Raw genomic sequence first — 17,393 nt, forward strand, 5'->3', positions numbered from 1 at the left:
TGCCCTGATTTATTCCTTAACCTGATCTTGTGTTGTTAAATCAGAAATCACGCCGGTCAATGGGTCAACCTGTTTTTCTACAAGGTTAACTTCACTGCCCGAGCGGACTTTTTGCAGCCCCTCAATGATCACTTTATCGCCAGTGGCCAAGCCTGATTCAACCACACGCATTGCGTTTATTTGGCGCCCTAAAACCAATTTACGCTGAACCACCTTGTTATCGTTATCGACGACCAAAACCGACTCTCCTTGCTGGCCTAACTGGACAGCAATTTTCGGTACCATTGGCAATGCTTGTTTGGCATTTCCCTCAACCAATAAGGTGACATATAAGCCAGGAACTATAAGCCCTTCAGGGTTTTCAAATTGAGCTCTTAATTCAACGGTTCCCATACCGGCATCAATTTTAGTATCGGCAAAAACAAACTGCCCCTGACCTTGGTAAATCGTGTTATTAGGGAGTTTTAACGATAGGGTAAAGCCTGCTTGTTGTGCTTGTGTTGCTTCAGAGCGTGACTGCAAATAAGTGATATATTCACTCTCATCTATCTGGAAATTTACGTATACGGGGTTAGTCGCTTGCAAACTCGCTAATTCACCTGAACCGGGCCCAACTATATTGCCAATATCTTGGACTATCTTGCCAATCTGCCCTGCAAACGGTGCATGAATGCGAGTATAGCTAAGGTCTAATTCTGCTTTTTCTAGTGCCGCTTGTGCAGAGCTCACCGCCGCCTTTGCTTGCAAATCTTCTGCAATCAGCTTGTCGAGATCAGATTGCGAAATAAAACCCTGTGGAGCAACTTCCTGACCGCGAGCTAGATTACGCTTCGCTCGCTCTGCAGCTGATTGCTTACTTTCAAGTTCAGCTTTTGCTTGGGTCAGTGAAGCTTGGTAGGTTGAATCGTCAAGCTCAAATAGCAATTGATCTTTATCTACTGTGCTGCCTTCTTCAAAATGTTTAGCAATTAACTCACCCTCTACCCTAGCCACTATGCTAGCCTGCTGTGAAGCTTGCGTTCTCGCGACAAAGTCTCGAACAAAACCAACAGGTTCAGCAGTAATGCGATATACCGAAACCGCTGGTTTTGGCGCAGCCGAAGGTTGTGTACTTTCTTGGCTACAAGCCAAAAGCATGGCAAGCAAGCTCAGTAATATGCTGTGTTTAACAGTTTGCTTCATTCTTTGAAGAACCAAAGGCTTGGCTGCGTAGACTTCAGGTTGGATGCTTTTTTGCAACATTTACTCAACTCCGTGCTATTAATTAAAAGCTTGAGACTTTAGATGTGTTAAATAAAAAAAGTTCGACTTGTTGAGCGTTTTATTTAACACATTGCTTAACAAGTAAAAAACTGATGGATAGTTCGATTATGGCATCACACGATGGCAATCGCGAGTAACAATTTTTTAACAAACAACAAGATCACAATTGAGTGCAATAAGAACAGTCGATTGAATGTAAGTTGAACGCCTAACCTAACCATAGGGTTATGCCAAACACATCAATCATTGAAAACAACTACTGCCTGGCCAAAGCCTGCGCTAATAACTTAACTGATAACCGCACTAGTTAAATTGGCTGCGAATTAAGTTAGCGCTATTGGTCATACTCGCGATTGTTGTTAATACCCCAGCAATTGAGCCAAAAATGATAAACAGAGATTCACCTGAAATTAAGGCGACGGCGCCGAGTAACAAGGCAATACTTAACACAATTGGCACGCGATAATTCTTCCACACTCCCTGCTCACTTAGTTTGAACAGTTTTCCCATCACTTCTGGCGGCTCGGCATTCAAGACAAAATAAGCGAAACTGTCATTCACCAAGCGAATATCATCATTATCAACACGGATAAGCCCATTTAAAGCCAAGTGCTCAACCATTTGACTATTATTTGGATTTAAATAGCGTTTTTTTGCTAGGTTAAATAAGGCGAGTTTTTCCGCATTTGAACACAACTCCCATTTAAACCGATAAAAAGCCTCTGCATGAATTAGTATCAAATTAATCGTTGCCCATTTTTTCTGAGTTGCTAATAACGGTGAAACATCCTCGCTGAGAGATTGCGGATAAACATAGGATTTTTTTGGTCCCGCATTTTGCAAATCAGCCAGTTCAGCCAACGCGTCTATTGATTTAAGTTCCGGAAAATGTGCTAACTCACGCGTGAGTAATGCCTGGTCAACATCGGTTGAGAAAGCCTCTGGCAATTTAAAATTAAAATCCATTAAGCATTCTGACCAAGATAAATACTCGATATGTTCGAGGCGCATTTCATCGCTTTCCGCTTGTGCTAGCGCATCTTTTAAAGCGACCCTTTGTAAACAATGAAAACCACTGTACATGCAAAAGTCGTTAACTTTTTTATCCAGCACCAAGCCTTTTAGATCAATGATGATAGAGAGCAAATGTTGGCGCAGCCCTCTTTGCTCCAAGCAGGTTTCCAAATCCCATAATTGCACTGATAAGTTTGATACTTTCTGGTTATCGTCAACGTCGCCATCAACACTAATTTTAAGGTTAGGTAATTTTATCTGCTGGTCTACAATTGCAGTAAGGGCAGGGCTTAGCACAGCTAATTGTTTCACAAAAGGGTTATCGAGCTTATCGCCTTTAAGCAGGCTAGCATATAAATTCAATTCAACCCCATTTAAGCGAATATTATCGCCTTTAATGAGTAAGTTAGCGTTTCTCTTATCTGTTGGAATATCTGCTAAGTCTTGGCTTAATTTTTCAATATGGCGCAGAAAATCCATGCCGAAATACATAAACGTCCAAAGCACCTTACTGTGCAGTAAATACCAAATAACACTCAGCAAAAATACAAGGCATATCATCAATACACTGTAACCAACCATGGTGATGAATGGCTTCTCCAAATTAAGCTTTACGCTTTGTGCTTTTGGCTTAGGTAACATGTAGACTTGCAGCCAACGCCATAATTGCTGATTACCCACCGCTGTTGCGAAATTTGGAAAATCTTCCGGAGTTACACTGTTGTTGGTGCATTTAGTATGATTTAAGTAATTTTTATCTCCTAACATCAACGTAGCAGGTTGCTGTTGGTAATTGGTAATGGAGTTAGGGAATAGAGTCAGCGCTTGTTTAGTGATTTCTTCTCGCTTAGCGTTAATAAGCGCACACTGATAATTTTGTTGTTGCAAGGCGACACCGTGAAACGATGCCTCGCTGGTCGCTGAAAGGTACCAAAATACAATGACGAAAATCGCTGATACTGTTATCCAAAGCTTAGCGGGAATGTACTTCATCGCTCGTGCTAAGCGGCGAATATCTTTAAACAAATGATTCGGTAAACGCTGCCAAATAAGACTGATGCCATACAACACCGTACCTAAAATGACCAAAGTTAATGGTAAATACCAAATCATTTCGTCAAGCGGTAAAAGCTTAACAACCGCACTAATGGTAACCACCATCACGATAACATTAGTAGCAATAAAACCCAGTCGGCGTTGTAACTCATAGCTAATAATAACTGGCGAGTGCATCGTCGCTTTTGCATCACTGCTATCATCAGTATTAGCGTTAGCTGAATAATTTGAAAGCTCAGTATTTGTAACGTTGACACGGCTATTTACCGCCATGCTTAACCCTTTAACTAAGGCAAAACTGACCAGCATCAAGGTCGTAATCACTAGCATGTAATAAATAAATTTATTCGTTTGAAACCAAGTTGTTAGCTCGTTTGGCGCAAAGACCACCAGTGCCCATTCATCAATAACGGTCGGGTACAAATAAAATGTACCGGCTTTTCCATGGTAATTACCTGATACCCTTACCGCCTTTTCTTCAGCTAATGACGAATAACCTGAAGACTTTATCCACTCTGTTAAACCTTGCTGGTTATTACCACTAAAAAAGATGTTCTCGTTAAGTGCTCGATCAGCCTGTGAATGAAACAGTACTTGCCCTGAGTTTCGGTCAAGTATCATATGTCTAAGATCGGCAAATAATGGGCTGGGGGTGAGTCGTGTTAAATGTTCAAAGTTAAGGTATTTTCCCTTAGCCTGCTTGTCACTTTCCTCATCGAAAACCGCAGCCAATTGAAAATATTCCATTGCGGGTATTAATACATCGGCAATTAATACTAAGCTACCTTCGCTTTGCTCATTCAAATATTCGAACAAGGGCATGGATAAGGTGGTGCCCGTTGTGCCATTAGTAATGTTACGCAGCCGCTGCATGTATACATTACGCATAGTTCTCGAGGCTGCCGTGATATTTTCGTTCAATGGCAACTGCCAGCCTTGTTGATCGCGAACCTTTTTAAAGTATTGACGGTGCGACAAGTTAATGGTTCTTGGCGTACTAAAATTTTCACGATAATAAAGCGATGGTAGCGCTGGGTTGCCATAGCGGTTCACCGCCAACAGGGAAATCAAGCCATTAGGCAGCGCTAGAGCCGCCCTTTCATCGACAAGTTTAATACCTGTTGGTTTATTGTCTGGATTTCGCGTTAATTTCAGACTTTGGGCGAAAACTCCCACAGATGGCAGGTTTGCAACGCGGCACGGTAGTGTATTGGTCATATTGCTTACTACCTGCTGATATGCGAGCCCTTCTTTATTTTTATTTAACTGTTCAAATGATGTGTACTCAGCCTGTAATTTTGCTCGCTGCTCTTGTTCGTCTTTACTTTCTTTATTTTGCGTAACATCGGTTGAGTTATCTGAATGTTGGCTAACAGCTAAACAGGTACTTAGATCGTCTGATACGCCCTTTTCTCGGTTCGCATTTACCGCATAACTTACCAATAGACTCGTTTGTGGTGTGTTACGGCAGTATGCCCCCTGCTCACTTTGTTTCACGAAAATTGGAATAGAGTGGCTGTCTTTCACATTCTTGGGAGACTGCAAATCAAGGCAATAACTGCCAAGTTCACTTGGCTGCGCAATCAATTGGCTCAATTTCTGATAAAAAGGCCGATAACGGTGCACCGCATTGAATATTCCATATATTTCAGTATTAAACTGATCAGCAAGCGCCTTAATGTATTTTTGCGTGGCATTCGCTTTCACATGCGATAAATACTTACTTTCGACGCTGGCCAACACCAAAGCAAGTGATGCACTGAAGGCCAAATAGCAGGTAAGCACAACAAAACCGCGAAAGAATTTGGTGGTGAATTGGTTTTTAGGTTGCAGGTAAAGGCGAAGAATGGCGACTAGTACGCATAATGTCAGAACTGAGATAACTATCAACGGAATATTCCACTTGCTAGTGGCACGCTTGGATAATTCGATGTTTTCGACAAAGCCAACAAGCGTTAACGTCGTCGCTTGAACATAATTATTGTCGTTTTCTTGGCTCTTGTCTTTCGCTGGCTTTGGATAGGCAAGCTCTTGCTCAAGTGTGAAGGGGAAGACATAAACCCGATAATCACCGTGCGCTAATTCAACATCAATATGCGAAGAATGTGACGGTAAATTAACTTTCTCTCTTTCTTGCAGTGCTGTTTTGTTGCTAGTTGTCGAGAAAATACTTTGCTGATTTTTAATAAAAGATTTAGCAATAAAATTCAAATCGCTAAAAGATATTTTGGTTTCATTGCCTAACGTGGTTAGCACTTTGTCTTGAGCGTTGACGATCAATATTTTACTAAAGACTGCGCCAGCTTTCGGGAGAATGTCACTATCACTTAAGCTCGCCAACTCATGTTGTTCCCCCCCATTACCTTTTTGAACCACTAGCTTTTTAGCTTTTAACAAATAAACCGCATTTTTAAACGCCGACTTCCTATCGCTAGCATTAGCCACCTGACTTTTATAACTGGCAAATAGGCCACGAATCGCAGTATCTGACTCGCCATTTTGGTGGGCGCTGCGCAGTTTATTGAGGTTATTGTTAAATTCCACCGACGCCTCGTAAAGAAGCCGATAGTTTTCATTATTTACATGACTATTACGCTGGCCGATATCGTGGAAGAAATAAAATGTCACAGATATGACGATAAAAGCAGGGATTAACAACCATTTACGAGGCCGCTTTAAAGGTGCAGATGTGGCATTCGCCGCTTGTCCTGAGGATTGTGCTGCTTGGTTGGCTTCCATGCATGTTCTCCGGTCGCTTTATTAACTATCGAACAATATCGCCATAACGCAAGTAAAACGGGGGCTAGACGTGCAAAAACAAGAAAATAGATTATGCTCAATGGACAGCGATTACCGTCACTGAACAAAGGAACACACCATGAAACTATGTGCATTGGTTGTAGGACATAAAAAGAATAACCCTGGCGCTAAGAATCAAGACGCAGGACTTAGTGAGTTTGAATTTAATGAACAGTTAGCGATTGATATTGAAAGAAAAGTATCAAGCGTCACCGTCCAACGAGTATACCGACGTACCTACCGCCAGCTGCCATCAGACATTGATGAACTCGCCCCAGACTTTATCGTTAGCCTGCACTGTAATGCGTTTAATCAACAAGCAAGTGGTTGTGAAATGCTGTACTACCACAGATCACAAAAAGGCAAAGCCATGGCCGACATTCTCCAAACTAAAATACAAACAGCGCTTGGCAATAAAGACCGTGGCCTAAAAGCTCGTAGTGCAGAAGATCGCGGTGGATATTTGCTTCGCTATACCAGCGCCCCTTGTGTTATTAGCGAGCCATTTTTTATCGATAACGATGAAGAACTCGGTAATGTAAAAACAAATTACGACCAACTGGTTGCAGCCTATGCAGAAGCTATTGAGGCAATAGCAGTGAGCGATGCAATTGTGACATAGATCTTTTACCTTAGTTCACTCGTTTATTAGTTATACAAGGGCTGTATAAACGCGTACAAGTCTCAGTTGATATGCCATTTAACGGTCACCACGCTCAACAGGTTAAAGTTTAACCAACCATTGCCGACAAAGAGTTATATGTAGGCTAATCAACTGTAAGGACGCTAGGTAACTATTATGTTTAATCCGATAGAACAAACTGTTAGTACTAGGGTAACCAGTACATCGGAAACCCATAAGAAAAGAAAATCACTGCAAACTTTTTTACGAAATAAGTTTGCAGATGACGATGGCAGTAATGGAAAAGAATGGAGCGGCGAAGAACGCCGTCAAAGTGATGATCGTCGCCAAAAAAACATGATAGGTCAACGCCGCCTCGACAGTCGCAATAAAACCGATCGCCGTCAAGCGCAATTTTCAATTGAAGTTTAATTCATCTGCCTGTCACAATAATCAGTTAATAAATTATGTATATCAGTTAGCTAGCAGCATTCTAGTCGCATTAATGCTAGCTCAACTATCCAACCAACACGTATACGATTAACTAATACTTACTTATAAATGATGAAATACCGCTCACTACCCCTGTCAAAAGCTCTGCTTTTTGCTGTGCTTTTAATCCTAATGATGGGTTTTCAGTCAATTGCAAGCACTGAACAGTTAGACAAGGCACACTCAAGCTCTCAGCAATCACCTGCATCATCGCCAGTACCAATGACTATTATTGCGCATCGCGGTGCCAGTGGTCATTTGCCGGAACATACCATGGCGAGTAAAGCACTTGCCTACGGTATGGGGGCTGACTTTCTCGAGCAAGACGTTGTCATGAGTAAAGACGGCCACCTTATTGTTCACCACGATTTAACCTTAGATGCCACAACCAATGTCAAAGCACTGTTTCCTAATAGGCATCGCCAAGACGGTCATTTCTATGTGATTGATTTCACTTTAGCAGAGCTAAAAACCTTGTCAGTTTCAGAGCGTGTCAACACTTCCGGCATAGCAAAATACCCTAATCGATTTCCAATTAACACTGGGGAATTCAAACTACACACGTTAGCTGAAGAGCTAACGTTAATTCAAGCACTCAACACAAGCCATAATAAGCAAGTTGGCATATATCCAGAAGTGAAGTCACCATGGTTTCATCATCAAGCAGGAAAAGATATCAGCCTTGCTGTTTTGCAAACGTTAAAAGCCTTTGGTTACACACAAAAATCTGACAAGGTATTTTTGCAAAGTTTTGATGCCAATGAGCTAATGCGCATCAATAGTGAGTTGCTGCCCAAATTAAAGATGGACATCGCTTTAGTGCAGCTTATCGCGTTTACTGACTGGCAAGAAACAAAACAACGTGTTGGCGGCAAATGGCAAAATTACAGCTACGACTGGATGTTTTCGGCACAAGGGGTAGCGCAAGTCGCTCGCTATGCCGATGGTATCGGCCCGTGGTTTCCTATGCTTGTCGATGACAACTGGCAAGCTTCCGCGCTGTTAACTGAGGCGCAGCGACTGAATATGACCATTCACCCATATACATTTCGCATTGAAGATACACCTAAGCGCTTTGCGAGTTTTGAGCATTGGTTGCAGTACACCAACAAAAAGCTGGGTATCACTGGAGTTTTTACTGATTTTCCTGCTCGCGCAAAATCGGCATTAATGCACTGAGTGGTGCAAAGTATCTGACTATTTAACTTATTAACGCCGTATAAACTGATAGAATAATGCAGATATTAGCCACACAATACTAAGTTATCGCTAGGTGCACTGCGCATTGCTAAAGTAAAAGCTAAATTAAAAGCTAAATTAAAAGCTAAATTAAAATTATCAATGAAATACCTAATTCAACTAGCAAGATATATAGCACTGGTTGCACTCGTTATTGCTACCAGTGTTAGCAGTCAAACACACGCCAACGTTCCCAAACAAGAGATAACCATTAACTCCGGCAAGTACTTCAATTACTACCATATTCAGTTTGATTTAATTCCTAACCAGTACCGCATTAATACACGTTATGGCTTTAATCCAGGTGGGCAGTTTGAAGTATTTATTCCCAAGGAGCTATTCCCTATACCCGCACCAAACTGTCGTGAACATATTATTGTACGTATGCCCTACTCTAATAACACACATCAGAAAAAAGCTTTGTTTGAAAGGCTTTCGCAATCAAAAGAGACAACTCGGGTAACACTTGAGCTGAACCCTTACCTCAACATTGTTACCGAATCACCACTTGCTCTTGAGTTAACTTATTGCAATGTGTTTTTTCGACATAAACATGGTGATTACTACAATAAGCTAAACTAGCATCCGAAATTAATTATTATTAATCATTCACTTACAGTTAACTGGTTGCGGTTAGCTGAGGAATTCGCCGCATATGAAAACTGCACCCAAGCGACATTTCGTCCAAAACTGACTAGGTTATAACTTTTTTTCATTTCCAACAGACCGACTGGTCGGTTACTATGTAATTAAGCTAGTCAAGGTAAAGACTCATGAGAGATCCAGAACAAACGCGACAATTGATATTAGAGGTCAGTGGTGAAGAAATTCGTAAAAACGGATTTCAAGCGACGAGTCTATCGACAATTTTGTCTCACTGTCATATATCAAAAGGTGCGCTTTACCATCACTTTGCAAACAAGCACGAGCTTGGTTATGCGGTAATTGAAGAAATATTTACGCCAATGTTCCTTGCTTCATGGGAGCCTGCGGTTACACAAGCCGACCCAATTCAAGGGCTTTGTAATTTTTTTCATGACTCAGCAAACGATATGAGCTGTGAAGACGTAGTATGTGGTTGTCCACTTAATAATTTATGCTTGGAAATGGCAAGTGTTGATGAAGGGTTTAGACTGCGTACTTTAATGATGCAGCAAAAACTAAATACGCTTATTTCTGAGAATTTAAGACGAATAAGCGATCAATTGCGAAATGATATTGATTTTTCTCAGGTCGCATATTTTATCGTCTCGGTGTTTAACGGTTCAACAAGTTTGAGTAAAGGCACGCAAGAAAAAGCATTGTTCCAAACCGTGATGGCGGAACTTTGCAATTATATTCAGTCGCTTAGACGTAGCCACTAACCAAAACAAACAAGATCAATGAATTTACTGCTCGCTGTGGTCATTTTTTGTATCTAAATTTCAACAGACCAACTGGTCGGTTTAACTAATATTAAGGGTTTTATTATGTATAAGGTATTAACTACCATCGTATTGCTGATTAGCAGTATGTTTACGGTGCAAGCGGCTAGCGTGTCGCCATACCAAACACTGGAGACTACAGGCAACAGCTTGTTTAACCGCATCGCCCAACAACAGCAAGAATTAGCGAAATTCCCTGATTTAATGCGCACTATTGTTGAAGAAGAATTAATGCCACATGTCGACTACAAATATGCAGCATTTCGCATTCTAGGTAAGCAATTAAAGAAAACTACTAAAGAAGAGCGCAATAAGTTTGCCGACGCAATGCGCCATTACTTAGTTAGAACTTACGCTACAGCATTAGCCAGCTATACCGACCAACAAGTGATTTATGAGCCAGAAAAGTCTTTTGAAGGCAAACGTGTTGTTGCGGTTTCAACGCGCATTATTGATAAGGATGCCCCTGAAATTGAGATTCAGTTCAAAATGCGCCGCAATAAGAAAACAGGCCAATGGAAAGCGTTTGATATGGTCGTTGAAGGTATTTCATTGCTTGAAAGTAAAAAAGCAGAATTAAATCGTAAAATTCAACAACAAGGTTTGTCACAAGTTACGCTAGAGCTCGCATCTATCGCAAAATAACTTGGCTTAAGAATTGTTAAACCATTGTTTTTAATTGAACTTATGGATTAAAGCATTCTCCCTAAACATCTTTTCCTTTACTCTCTTCGGGCCACATTACCATTTGGGAATGTGGCTCTTTTTTACCGCAAAATGGCCATTTATCTGCTTACACTCATTAAGAGTCATACTCACTATGAATTTTAGATATCAGCCGATATACTGCTGATTAACAGGTAACGTAATGGAGGCTAAGAATGTCTGGAACGACTATGGTTGTGCTTATCGTGTTTATTTCTGTCGGCTTTGGTGTAATGTACGATATGTATCAAAAGCACCTACGTTTTAAAGAAAAGTCACTGAAATACAACGCGGAAAATAGTAAAGAGAATGCTGCGCTCAAATCACAAGTCGCACAATTAGAAGAGCGTGTACAAGTATTAGAAAAAATCGTGACTGACGAAGGTTATGCCGTGAATAAGGAAATCAATGGGTTGTAGCTCGTTGCAAATGCGACATCGAAATAAATTGAGTATTCATACCAGTTAAAGGTCTAAAATTGAAGTTAATTATGCGTAGCGAGTTTGACGACTTGCGCCTTAACGACACCCATTGCTTTGACACAGACAGCAATGGTGATAAACAAATTGTGCGAATTTACTGCGGTGAAACATTAATAGCGAAACGAGTAAAACATAAAAAGTCGATCCGCTACTTTGGTATCCAAGGCTATCAGCAATATCTCACCAATACCTAACCATCAGGGGCAAACTAGCCTAGCCTGCGCTACCAGTTAAGCTAAACTTATATGTACTAGTTCAGGTGATTACTTTTCTAATGACTAATGTGAATTACTAGTATAACTACGATTCACTTAGTGCTTTTTCCGCGGCTTTAACAACGGCTTCGTCAAGCTCAGGAATACTGGTATCAATGCCCACTTCCATCGCTTTAACAACTGCTTTTAGCACCGCAATACGTGCGTACCATTTTCGGTTGCCTGGGATCACTTGCCACTGGGCATGGTTTGTATTGGTAAATTTAAGCATATCGTTAATGGCAACATGATAATCATCCCACTTTTCACGATTGCGAATATCTTCTTCAGTTAGCTTCCATCGCTTAATAGGGTTGTGTAAACGTTCTTTAAAGCGCTTTAGCTGTTCATCGCCACTAATGTGCAAAAATACTTTGACGATGCGTACATCATCATCTGCCAACAAACGCTCAAACTCATTAATTTCTTGATAAGCTCGCTGCCACTCATTAGGTTTGGCAAATTCCTCTACTCGCTCTACTAATACTCGGCCGTAATAAGAACGATCGAAAATCGCAATACCGCCTGGTGCAGGCAATTTCGTTTGGAACCGATATAAATAATGCTTTGCTTGCTCAATTGGATCCGGTGCCGCAATGGGGTAAACCGTAAAGCCCCTTGGGTCTAACTTTTCGGTCAATCGACGGATAGCGCCACCTTTGCCGCTGGCATCCCAGCCTTCGAAAACAATTAAAGCACGCTTACCTTGCCTAAAATACGCTTGTTGCACTTGTAACATTCGTTGCTGCCACTTTTTCAGCTGCTTTTCGTACTTCGGTTTGTCTTCAATCGCTTGCGTTAAATCTACAGCTTCAAGTTGTTCGCTTGGTAAGACTTTGATGTCAGAAGGTAAATGCATGGAACTAAAAATAAATAGGGTTAAGTAAATTGACTATAGAAGAAGACAAATCGCACCACAAGTACAGGGAACACATGCTCAACAATAATTATTAACTACTTGATATTTATCAAGCTATCGAAGCGTTATGGCTATAGGTGTTGATAGCAAAAGGCGAGTGCCTAGTGCTTAGTTTGCATTTTTAATTGCACTAAACACCGCCAATTACTTCCCTGAACAGAAGAATGATTTCGCGAGGTTAACTTAATGCTGACGTTGCTTTCGACTCTGAGAACGACTTGCACTTTGCCTGCTCGACGTATGATTGCGTTTCTTATAATTACTGCGCGCATAATTTTTTGCAGGCTTATTTGCCGACTTGTTATAGCTTTTTCGACTTTGACTAACGTTTTTATAAGTACCGTTTTTATAAGCACTGTTTTTGTAACCGCTGTTTTTACTTGCTTTTTGATACTTCTTGTTAGCATGACCAGCAGCCTGATGACGCAATTGACTATTAATATTGGCAACAGGTTTTTTCTTGTTATTGGCGCTGGCAAAATATTTCTTAGTTGAGCGGCTAGCTGATTGTTGACGACTACGGCTATTGACTTGAGCAGGTTTCGCTTGAACACGCTTTATGCCAGCTTTAGAGCTCGTAGTGTAACGGTTTGACTGGTTGCGCTTAAAGTTGTCACGCTTAGCTGATTGGCGATCTTGTTTATGCAAAAGCTTCGCACTATTTCGCTGATACTGTTTGGGCGCTCTGGTTTTTATCACACTAGTGTTTGACGCACTGCTGCTTCGCTTATTCAAATCACCTTTTACACGTTTAAAAGTGTCATGTTTACGCTTGTAGTTATGTTGCAGGGCATTGTGCTTATGGTTTTTTATCCCCCTCTTGCCGCTAGTTGAGCTTTTGCCAACATAACGCACCGCGTGATTACGCTTATGAGGGTACTGGCTGCGATATTTTTCTTTAACCACCGCCGTGCGATAGGCAACATTGCGACGGTGGTAAGGTTTATGATGCCAGCGTTTGCTATAGCCGCTATATAAAATGTGATGGCGTTTGCGGTAATAGTGGCGATAGTGATTGTGGAAGTTTCTGCGATGATTGATCACCACATAACCGTTATGCCAATGAAATGCGCTGAAAAAGAAGCCAACGCCAATATGAACACCTCGGTGCCATGTAATAGGCCAATAATCATGATGATGGCGGTGAAACTTATAGCGGTGTCGCCAGTAAACGGGCGGGTAATGACGCCAGCGCCAATCACCATAAACCACACGAGTGTCGTAATAAGGTACATAAACCACTTCTGGTTCACGCGACACAATCACAATTTTTTCTTGCTCGTATTCAACATCAACTTTATCAATCGCGTCTAAACTTCCTGCCTCTTGAGCTTGCAGGCGTAGCGATTGAATACTATCGAGCACATCTTGCTCTTGGGCTAAAAACGCATCCCCAAGTTGGCGCAGCCAAGTTAAATCTTTATTCATTTGCTCAAGCACAGTCTCAAACGGTACTAACGCAATAACACTTGCATCCCAGTCCTGCTGCGAGGCTCGTTCGCTAAGTGTTTGTGTTGAAACATCTCCTTGCAGCTCACGCCAACGGTAAGCTTCAATAACCTCTAGGGGGTAACTAGCAGCGATCAGAATGTGGCTAAGTAGGCTGTCGGGATACAAAGCAATGGGTGCCAAAAGCTGTGCTAATTGTGCTTTAGAAAGCAATGCTTGCTCATCACTGTTGGTAGAATTTTGCTTTTTTGATTGATGATTATATGGCTGGTGCTCATTCGATTGATAGGTACTATCACTATAATCGATTGCATGAACCGCAGTGCTATTGAAGGCTAATCCACTCGATAGCGCAGCAGCCAGCAATAACGCGGGGTTGAACAGGTGAGTTTTCATAATAAAAATCCCTCTCTTGACGAGTTGCCTTTTACTATAAAAACCGCAAGCTGAATTATTGCTGAACAATTATCAAGCAGCTATCGTTCGATTACGGAACGGTTCATATTTACTTTCTAGCTCACAGCTTTCTAGCTCACAACCTTCTCGCTCAAAACTTTCTAGGTAACTTCTTTGTTGCTAAAGACATGATTTACATGAGCCAAAACAAACAAGAATAAGTCACTGCTTTCCTGCTTGTTATAATGTTCCTATATGGTAATAAATCCAATCTAAGTAGCAACACATGACTGCAATTAGCAATCTCAACATGAATTTTGAACAGCGCGTGGTTGTATCAACAGCACAGCAAAACTGGCTGGCCAGCCCCAAGGCTGGAGTATGGCGCAAGCCTTTGGCCCGAGAGGAGGCAGAACAAGGCCATGCGACTAGCATAGTGCGTTATGACGCTGGCGCTTCTTTTTCAGAGCATAACCACCCGTTAGGTGAAGAGATTCTGGTATTAGATGGCGTATTTTCAGATCAAACCGGTGACTATCCAGCGGGTACTTATATTCGTAACCCCAAAGGTTTTGTGCATGCCCCTTACTCTGAGCATGGCTGCACGTTATTCGTCAAATTACATCAGTTCCAAGAGTCTGACACCACACAAGTCAGGGTGAATACGCAAACGACAGCCTGGTTACCTGGCCAAGGCGGATTGCAAGTGATGCCATTGCATGAGCATGAAGGAGAGCACGTCGCTTTAGTGAAATGGCCTGCAGGTGAGAAATTTAAACCTCACCGCCATTTTGGTGGTGAAGAAATATTGGTGTTATCTGGTGAATTCAAAGACGAGTTAGGTAGCTACCCCACCGGAACCTGGCTGCGCAGCCCCCATATGAGTCAGCATCACCCGTTTGTAGAGCAAGAAACGATTATTTGGGTAAAAACGGGGCACCTGCCTTTTGACCCATACCAAGCAGTTTAAAATGTTTAATTGCTCCATCAAGCACTAATCAGCAGATAACAAACAGCTAGTGAGCTCGTTATCTAATAAAGCAATTGCCTAACAAAGCGAGCAAAGCTAACTCTGGACTAATATTACTGAAAATGCGCTTAGCCAGATTAATTTTATCCAGTAAGAAATTCGCTGGTACAAGCCAACCTTACTAGCTATGCCAGTACCTTTTTGAGCTTGCGATTGTTTAACTGATTGTGCCATCTTGACTAAATAGTAAATTGCCAATATCACCGTCAGTACAGACGCAATTCGAAACCATGTTGGCAGCGCTAGATTATCACCGCTAAATGCCACCAACATGGGCGCAATTAATAACGAGAGCAACATAATAAAGCCAGCCCAAGAGTGGACTTTGCAGCTGTGGGTTGGCTCCTTTGTGTACGGGTCTTTATCCATAGGGAAATAGCCCGCTACCCAAGTTCCTAGGCCGTGAATAATAATTAAATAGCCAGTTGACTGTATTGCTATATCGGCGCCAGCACGCGCTTGAACGTACCAGCCAAATACACAAAAAATTGCGCCTAAAGGATAGTTATTGATCAGCGGTGATAGTTTCTCTGTTGGGCTGCCAGCCGCGCCCAGTTCGCTACAGAATTGATTGCTGTGATTGTAATTGGGATAGAACTTGGCCGCGATATAAACGCCAATGGTTATCCAAATAGTCGCAATAAGCCCAGATAAACCTGAGATAACTTCTAGAACGTTGATAAAATTTGTCTCCATACAAAACCATATAAAACCATGAGAACCATAAAAAACTGGGTTAACTGAGCTGCAACCCAAGCACTAGCTTCAGTTGATGTGAAATGATAGCTCAAACAATGCTCCGCCTAATTCGGCATCACGTTTGATATCAATTTTTCCTTGGTAGCTAGTCACTATATCTCTGACAATCGCTAAGCCGATACCGTGACCCTGTTCATAGGTGTCAGCCCGCACACCGCGCTGCATAATGCTGTCCCGTTTGTGCTCAGAAATACCAACCCCATCATCTGCTATCGATAATGTTAAATACTTGGCACTCACATTGACCGTTACCGCCACTTTAGCTGTCGCGGCTTTGTATGCGTTGTCGAGCAGATTACCAAGAATTTCCATTAAATCAGCTTCATCGCCTTTGAATTTAGCGCCGTCAGCGACTTCAACAGCGACGGTGACTGTTTTATCACGATAAATTTTTGCCATAGCAGACAATAATTTATCGATGCAAGGCTTAATATCAACACTCAAGCGCCAAGCTGATTGGCCAGCACTTTGCGCGCGCTTTAGCTGGTGCTCGACAATATGGTTAATCTTGCTGACTTCCTGCTGAATTTCACTAGACACCGCTTCTGCACTGCTAATCGTCGCTAAAGGTGTTTTTAAGCTGTGTGCTAAATCCGCAAGCGCATTACGGTAACGCAGTCGTTGAGTCTGCTCGTTAGAGAGTAGATTATTAAGCTGACTAATTGCCGGCTTTACCTCTATTGGGTAATCACCGGCTACCGACTCACTGTCGCCCTGCTCGATGGTTTTTAATTCGTGAGTTAGCTGTTTTAACGGTTTTAACGTCCACGACAGCCACCACCACATCACGGCGGCAAAAACAATGGCAATTATCGCCAGCCAGATCAGCAGTTGCTGACGAAACGCTTTTTGCGCTGCCATATAATCTTGCTGGCTTTTAGCGATGTGTAAGGTTAGCGGCATATCTTGGTTAAGATCGGCAAAGTTAACAGAAAAGCTAGAAACAAACATCGCTTGCTCTGCGAAAGTCACCGAGTAAAATGCCCGCTCCCCTTGAGCAGGATAAAACAAGTTGTCCATTGAGGTAATATTAAGTGCGGAGTCAGAATGCCAAATCAAGCGCTGCGTTTTCGTTTCTATGGGTGTTTCTGTAGACGTTCCTGCTATCGGTATTTGATCGGAAATAAGCGCATACAAGCCGGAGTCAATCACATTAAACTGACTTTCTTGAAAGTTAGTTGGCGTTAAAAGTTCACCATCGATGTAATCAGTTTCCGCCAATATGCTGTAGCTATGAGCGGTTAACTCCTGTTCAACGGCTTTTAACAAATGTTTGGCAAAAGCATCATCAAGGGTAAAGCCTATAGCCGGTAGCAATACAAATAGCATTACTACGGCACTGGCGATTAGTCGGGATTTTAACGAAGGTACGTCCATCACCTACTCTTATTGGCATAAATATTGGGGTAAAAATTCTGAGCTAAGTGGCATTCGCTAGCGTAAATTTGACTCGAGCACAAATTCACTCGAATACAAGTTAACTGTCACTG

15 protein-coding genes are annotated in these 17,393 nt (G+C 41.9%); 9 read left to right on the plus strand and 6 right to left on the minus strand.

Going from position 1 to position 17,393, the window contains the following annotated elements; all coding sequences use genetic code 11:
• Window positions 1-9: 9 nt before the first annotated feature.
• Together DXX94_RS04580 and DXX94_RS04585 are read right to left on the minus strand one after the other, a co-directional pair.
• Window positions 10-1,182: an efflux RND transporter periplasmic adaptor subunit gene (locus DXX94_RS04580; RefSeq protein WP_116018295.1), complete on the minus strand. Its 1,173-nt coding sequence runs from the start codon at window positions 1,180-1,182 to the stop codon at window positions 10-12.
• Window positions 1,183-1,566: 384 nt separating this feature from the next.
• Window positions 1,567-6,072 carry a hypothetical protein gene (locus DXX94_RS04585; RefSeq protein WP_116014147.1) on the minus strand — a complete coding sequence of 1,502 codons (4,506 nt, stop codon included), beginning with the start codon at window positions 6,070-6,072 and terminating at the stop codon, window positions 1,567-1,569.
• Window positions 6,073-6,211: 139 nt separating this feature from the next.
• Here DXX94_RS04585 and DXX94_RS04590 point away from each other — a divergent pair, with 139 nt between their 5' ends.
• The 8 genes from DXX94_RS04590 (at window position 6,212) to DXX94_RS04625 (ending at window position 11,290) form a co-directional block, all read left to right on the plus strand.
• Window positions 6,212-6,754: an N-acetylmuramoyl-L-alanine amidase gene (locus tag DXX94_RS04590; protein ID WP_116014149.1), complete on the plus strand. Its 543-nt coding sequence runs from the start codon at window positions 6,212-6,214 to the stop codon at window positions 6,752-6,754.
• Between the two features lie 177 nt (window positions 6,755-6,931).
• Window positions 6,932-7,186: a hypothetical protein gene (locus tag DXX94_RS04595; protein WP_116014150.1), complete on the plus strand. Its 255-nt coding sequence runs from the start codon at window positions 6,932-6,934 to the stop codon at window positions 7,184-7,186.
• 192 nt (window positions 7,187-7,378) lie between these two features.
• Window positions 7,379-8,425 (plus strand): glycerophosphodiester phosphodiesterase, encoded by a 1,047-nt coding sequence (glpQ, locus tag DXX94_RS04600; RefSeq protein ID WP_181901478.1) that lies wholly within the window; start codon window positions 7,379-7,381, stop codon window positions 8,423-8,425.
• Between the two features lie 162 nt (window positions 8,426-8,587).
• A complete protein-coding gene (locus tag DXX94_RS04605) occupies window positions 8,588-9,067 on the plus strand; it encodes a hypothetical protein (RefSeq protein WP_116014154.1) in 480 nt (159 codons plus the stop codon).
• 191 nt (window positions 9,068-9,258) lie between these two features.
• A complete protein-coding gene (locus tag DXX94_RS04610; RefSeq protein ID WP_116014155.1) occupies window positions 9,259-9,849 on the plus strand; it encodes a TetR/AcrR family transcriptional regulator in 591 nt (196 codons plus the stop codon).
• A 105-nt stretch (window positions 9,850-9,954) separates the two neighbouring features.
• The gene (locus tag DXX94_RS04615; RefSeq protein ID WP_116014157.1) at window positions 9,955-10,554 is read left to right on the plus strand and encodes an MlaC/ttg2D family ABC transporter substrate-binding protein; all 600 of its coding nucleotides are present in this window, start codon (window positions 9,955-9,957) and stop codon (window positions 10,552-10,554) included.
• Window positions 10,555-10,790: 236 nt separating this feature from the next.
• On the plus strand, window positions 10,791-11,033 hold the full coding sequence (locus tag DXX94_RS04620; RefSeq protein ID WP_115999728.1) for a hypothetical protein: 243 nt from the start codon (window positions 10,791-10,793) through the stop codon (window positions 11,031-11,033).
• Between the two features lie 59 nt (window positions 11,034-11,092).
• Entirely contained in the window at window positions 11,093-11,290 is a 198-nt protein-coding gene (locus DXX94_RS04625; protein ID WP_116014158.1) for a hypothetical protein, read from the plus strand.
• Between the two features lie 106 nt (window positions 11,291-11,396).
• Here DXX94_RS04625 and DXX94_RS04630 read toward each other — a convergent pair whose 3' ends face one another.
• Together DXX94_RS04630 and DXX94_RS04635 are read right to left on the minus strand one after the other, a co-directional pair.
• Window positions 11,397-12,209 carry a polyphosphate kinase 2 family protein gene (locus tag DXX94_RS04630; protein WP_116014160.1) on the minus strand — a complete coding sequence of 271 codons (813 nt, stop codon included), beginning with the start codon at window positions 12,207-12,209 and terminating at the stop codon, window positions 11,397-11,399.
• Between the two features lie 243 nt (window positions 12,210-12,452).
• The gene (locus DXX94_RS04635; protein WP_116014162.1) at window positions 12,453-14,114 is read right to left on the minus strand and encodes a DUF3300 domain-containing protein; all 1,662 of its coding nucleotides are present in this window, start codon (window positions 14,112-14,114) and stop codon (window positions 12,453-12,455) included.
• 286 nt (window positions 14,115-14,400) lie between these two features.
• Here DXX94_RS04635 and DXX94_RS04640 point away from each other — a divergent pair, with 286 nt between their 5' ends.
• A complete protein-coding gene (locus DXX94_RS04640; RefSeq protein WP_116014163.1) occupies window positions 14,401-15,084 on the plus strand; it encodes a cupin domain-containing protein in 684 nt (227 codons plus the stop codon).
• Between the two features lie 96 nt (window positions 15,085-15,180).
• On the opposite strand, the gene DXX94_RS04645 is transcribed toward DXX94_RS04640, so the two are convergent.
• Together DXX94_RS04645 and DXX94_RS04650 are read right to left on the minus strand one after the other, a co-directional pair.
• Window positions 15,181-15,840 carry a DUF998 domain-containing protein gene (locus DXX94_RS04645; protein WP_116018297.1) on the minus strand — a complete coding sequence of 220 codons (660 nt, stop codon included), beginning with the start codon at window positions 15,838-15,840 and terminating at the stop codon, window positions 15,181-15,183.
• Window positions 15,841-15,909: 69 nt separating this feature from the next.
• Window positions 15,910-17,280 carry an ATP-binding protein gene (locus DXX94_RS04650; RefSeq protein WP_116014165.1) on the minus strand — a complete coding sequence of 457 codons (1,371 nt, stop codon included), beginning with the start codon at window positions 17,278-17,280 and terminating at the stop codon, window positions 15,910-15,912.
• Window positions 17,281-17,393 lie beyond the last annotated feature (113 nt).

It is taken from the genome of Thalassotalea euphylliae (genome assembly GCF_003390375.1).
Classification (GTDB): Bacteria; Pseudomonadota; Gammaproteobacteria; order Enterobacterales; family Alteromonadaceae; genus Thalassotalea_F; species Thalassotalea_F euphylliae_A.

Excerpts from the sequence above, each read along its gene's own strand:
- DXX94_RS04580 (WP_116018295.1), bottom strand. The coding sequence starts at position 1,182 with ATGAAGCAAACTGTTAAACACAGCATATTACTGAGCTTGCTTGCCATG.
- DXX94_RS04585 (WP_116014147.1), bottom strand. The coding sequence starts at position 6,072 with ATGGAAGCCAACCAAGCAGCACAATCCTCAGGACAAGCGGCGAATGCC.
- DXX94_RS04590 (WP_116014149.1), top strand. The coding sequence starts at position 6,212 with ATGAAACTATGTGCATTGGTTGTAGGACATAAAAAGAATAACCCTGGC.
- DXX94_RS04595 (WP_116014150.1), top strand. The coding sequence starts at position 6,932 with ATGTTTAATCCGATAGAACAAACTGTTAGTACTAGGGTAACCAGTACA.
- glpQ (WP_181901478.1), top strand. The coding sequence starts at position 7,379 with ATGATGGGTTTTCAGTCAATTGCAAGCACTGAACAGTTAGACAAGGCA.
- DXX94_RS04605 (WP_116014154.1), top strand. The coding sequence starts at position 8,588 with ATGAAATACCTAATTCAACTAGCAAGATATATAGCACTGGTTGCACTC.
- DXX94_RS04610 (WP_116014155.1), top strand. The coding sequence starts at position 9,259 with ATGAGAGATCCAGAACAAACGCGACAATTGATATTAGAGGTCAGTGGT.
- DXX94_RS04615 (WP_116014157.1), top strand. The coding sequence starts at position 9,955 with ATGTATAAGGTATTAACTACCATCGTATTGCTGATTAGCAGTATGTTT.
- DXX94_RS04620 (WP_115999728.1), top strand. The coding sequence starts at position 10,791 with ATGTCTGGAACGACTATGGTTGTGCTTATCGTGTTTATTTCTGTCGGC.
- DXX94_RS04630 (WP_116014160.1), bottom strand. The coding sequence starts at position 12,209 with ATGCATTTACCTTCTGACATCAAAGTCTTACCAAGCGAACAACTTGAA.
- DXX94_RS04635 (WP_116014162.1), bottom strand. The coding sequence starts at position 14,114 with ATGAAAACTCACCTGTTCAACCCCGCGTTATTGCTGGCTGCTGCGCTA.
- DXX94_RS04640 (WP_116014163.1), top strand. The coding sequence starts at position 14,401 with ATGACTGCAATTAGCAATCTCAACATGAATTTTGAACAGCGCGTGGTT.
- DXX94_RS04645 (WP_116018297.1), bottom strand. The coding sequence starts at position 15,840 with ATGGAGACAAATTTTATCAACGTTCTAGAAGTTATCTCAGGTTTATCT.
- DXX94_RS04650 (WP_116014165.1), bottom strand. The coding sequence starts at position 17,280 with ATGGACGTACCTTCGTTAAAATCCCGACTAATCGCCAGTGCCGTAGTA.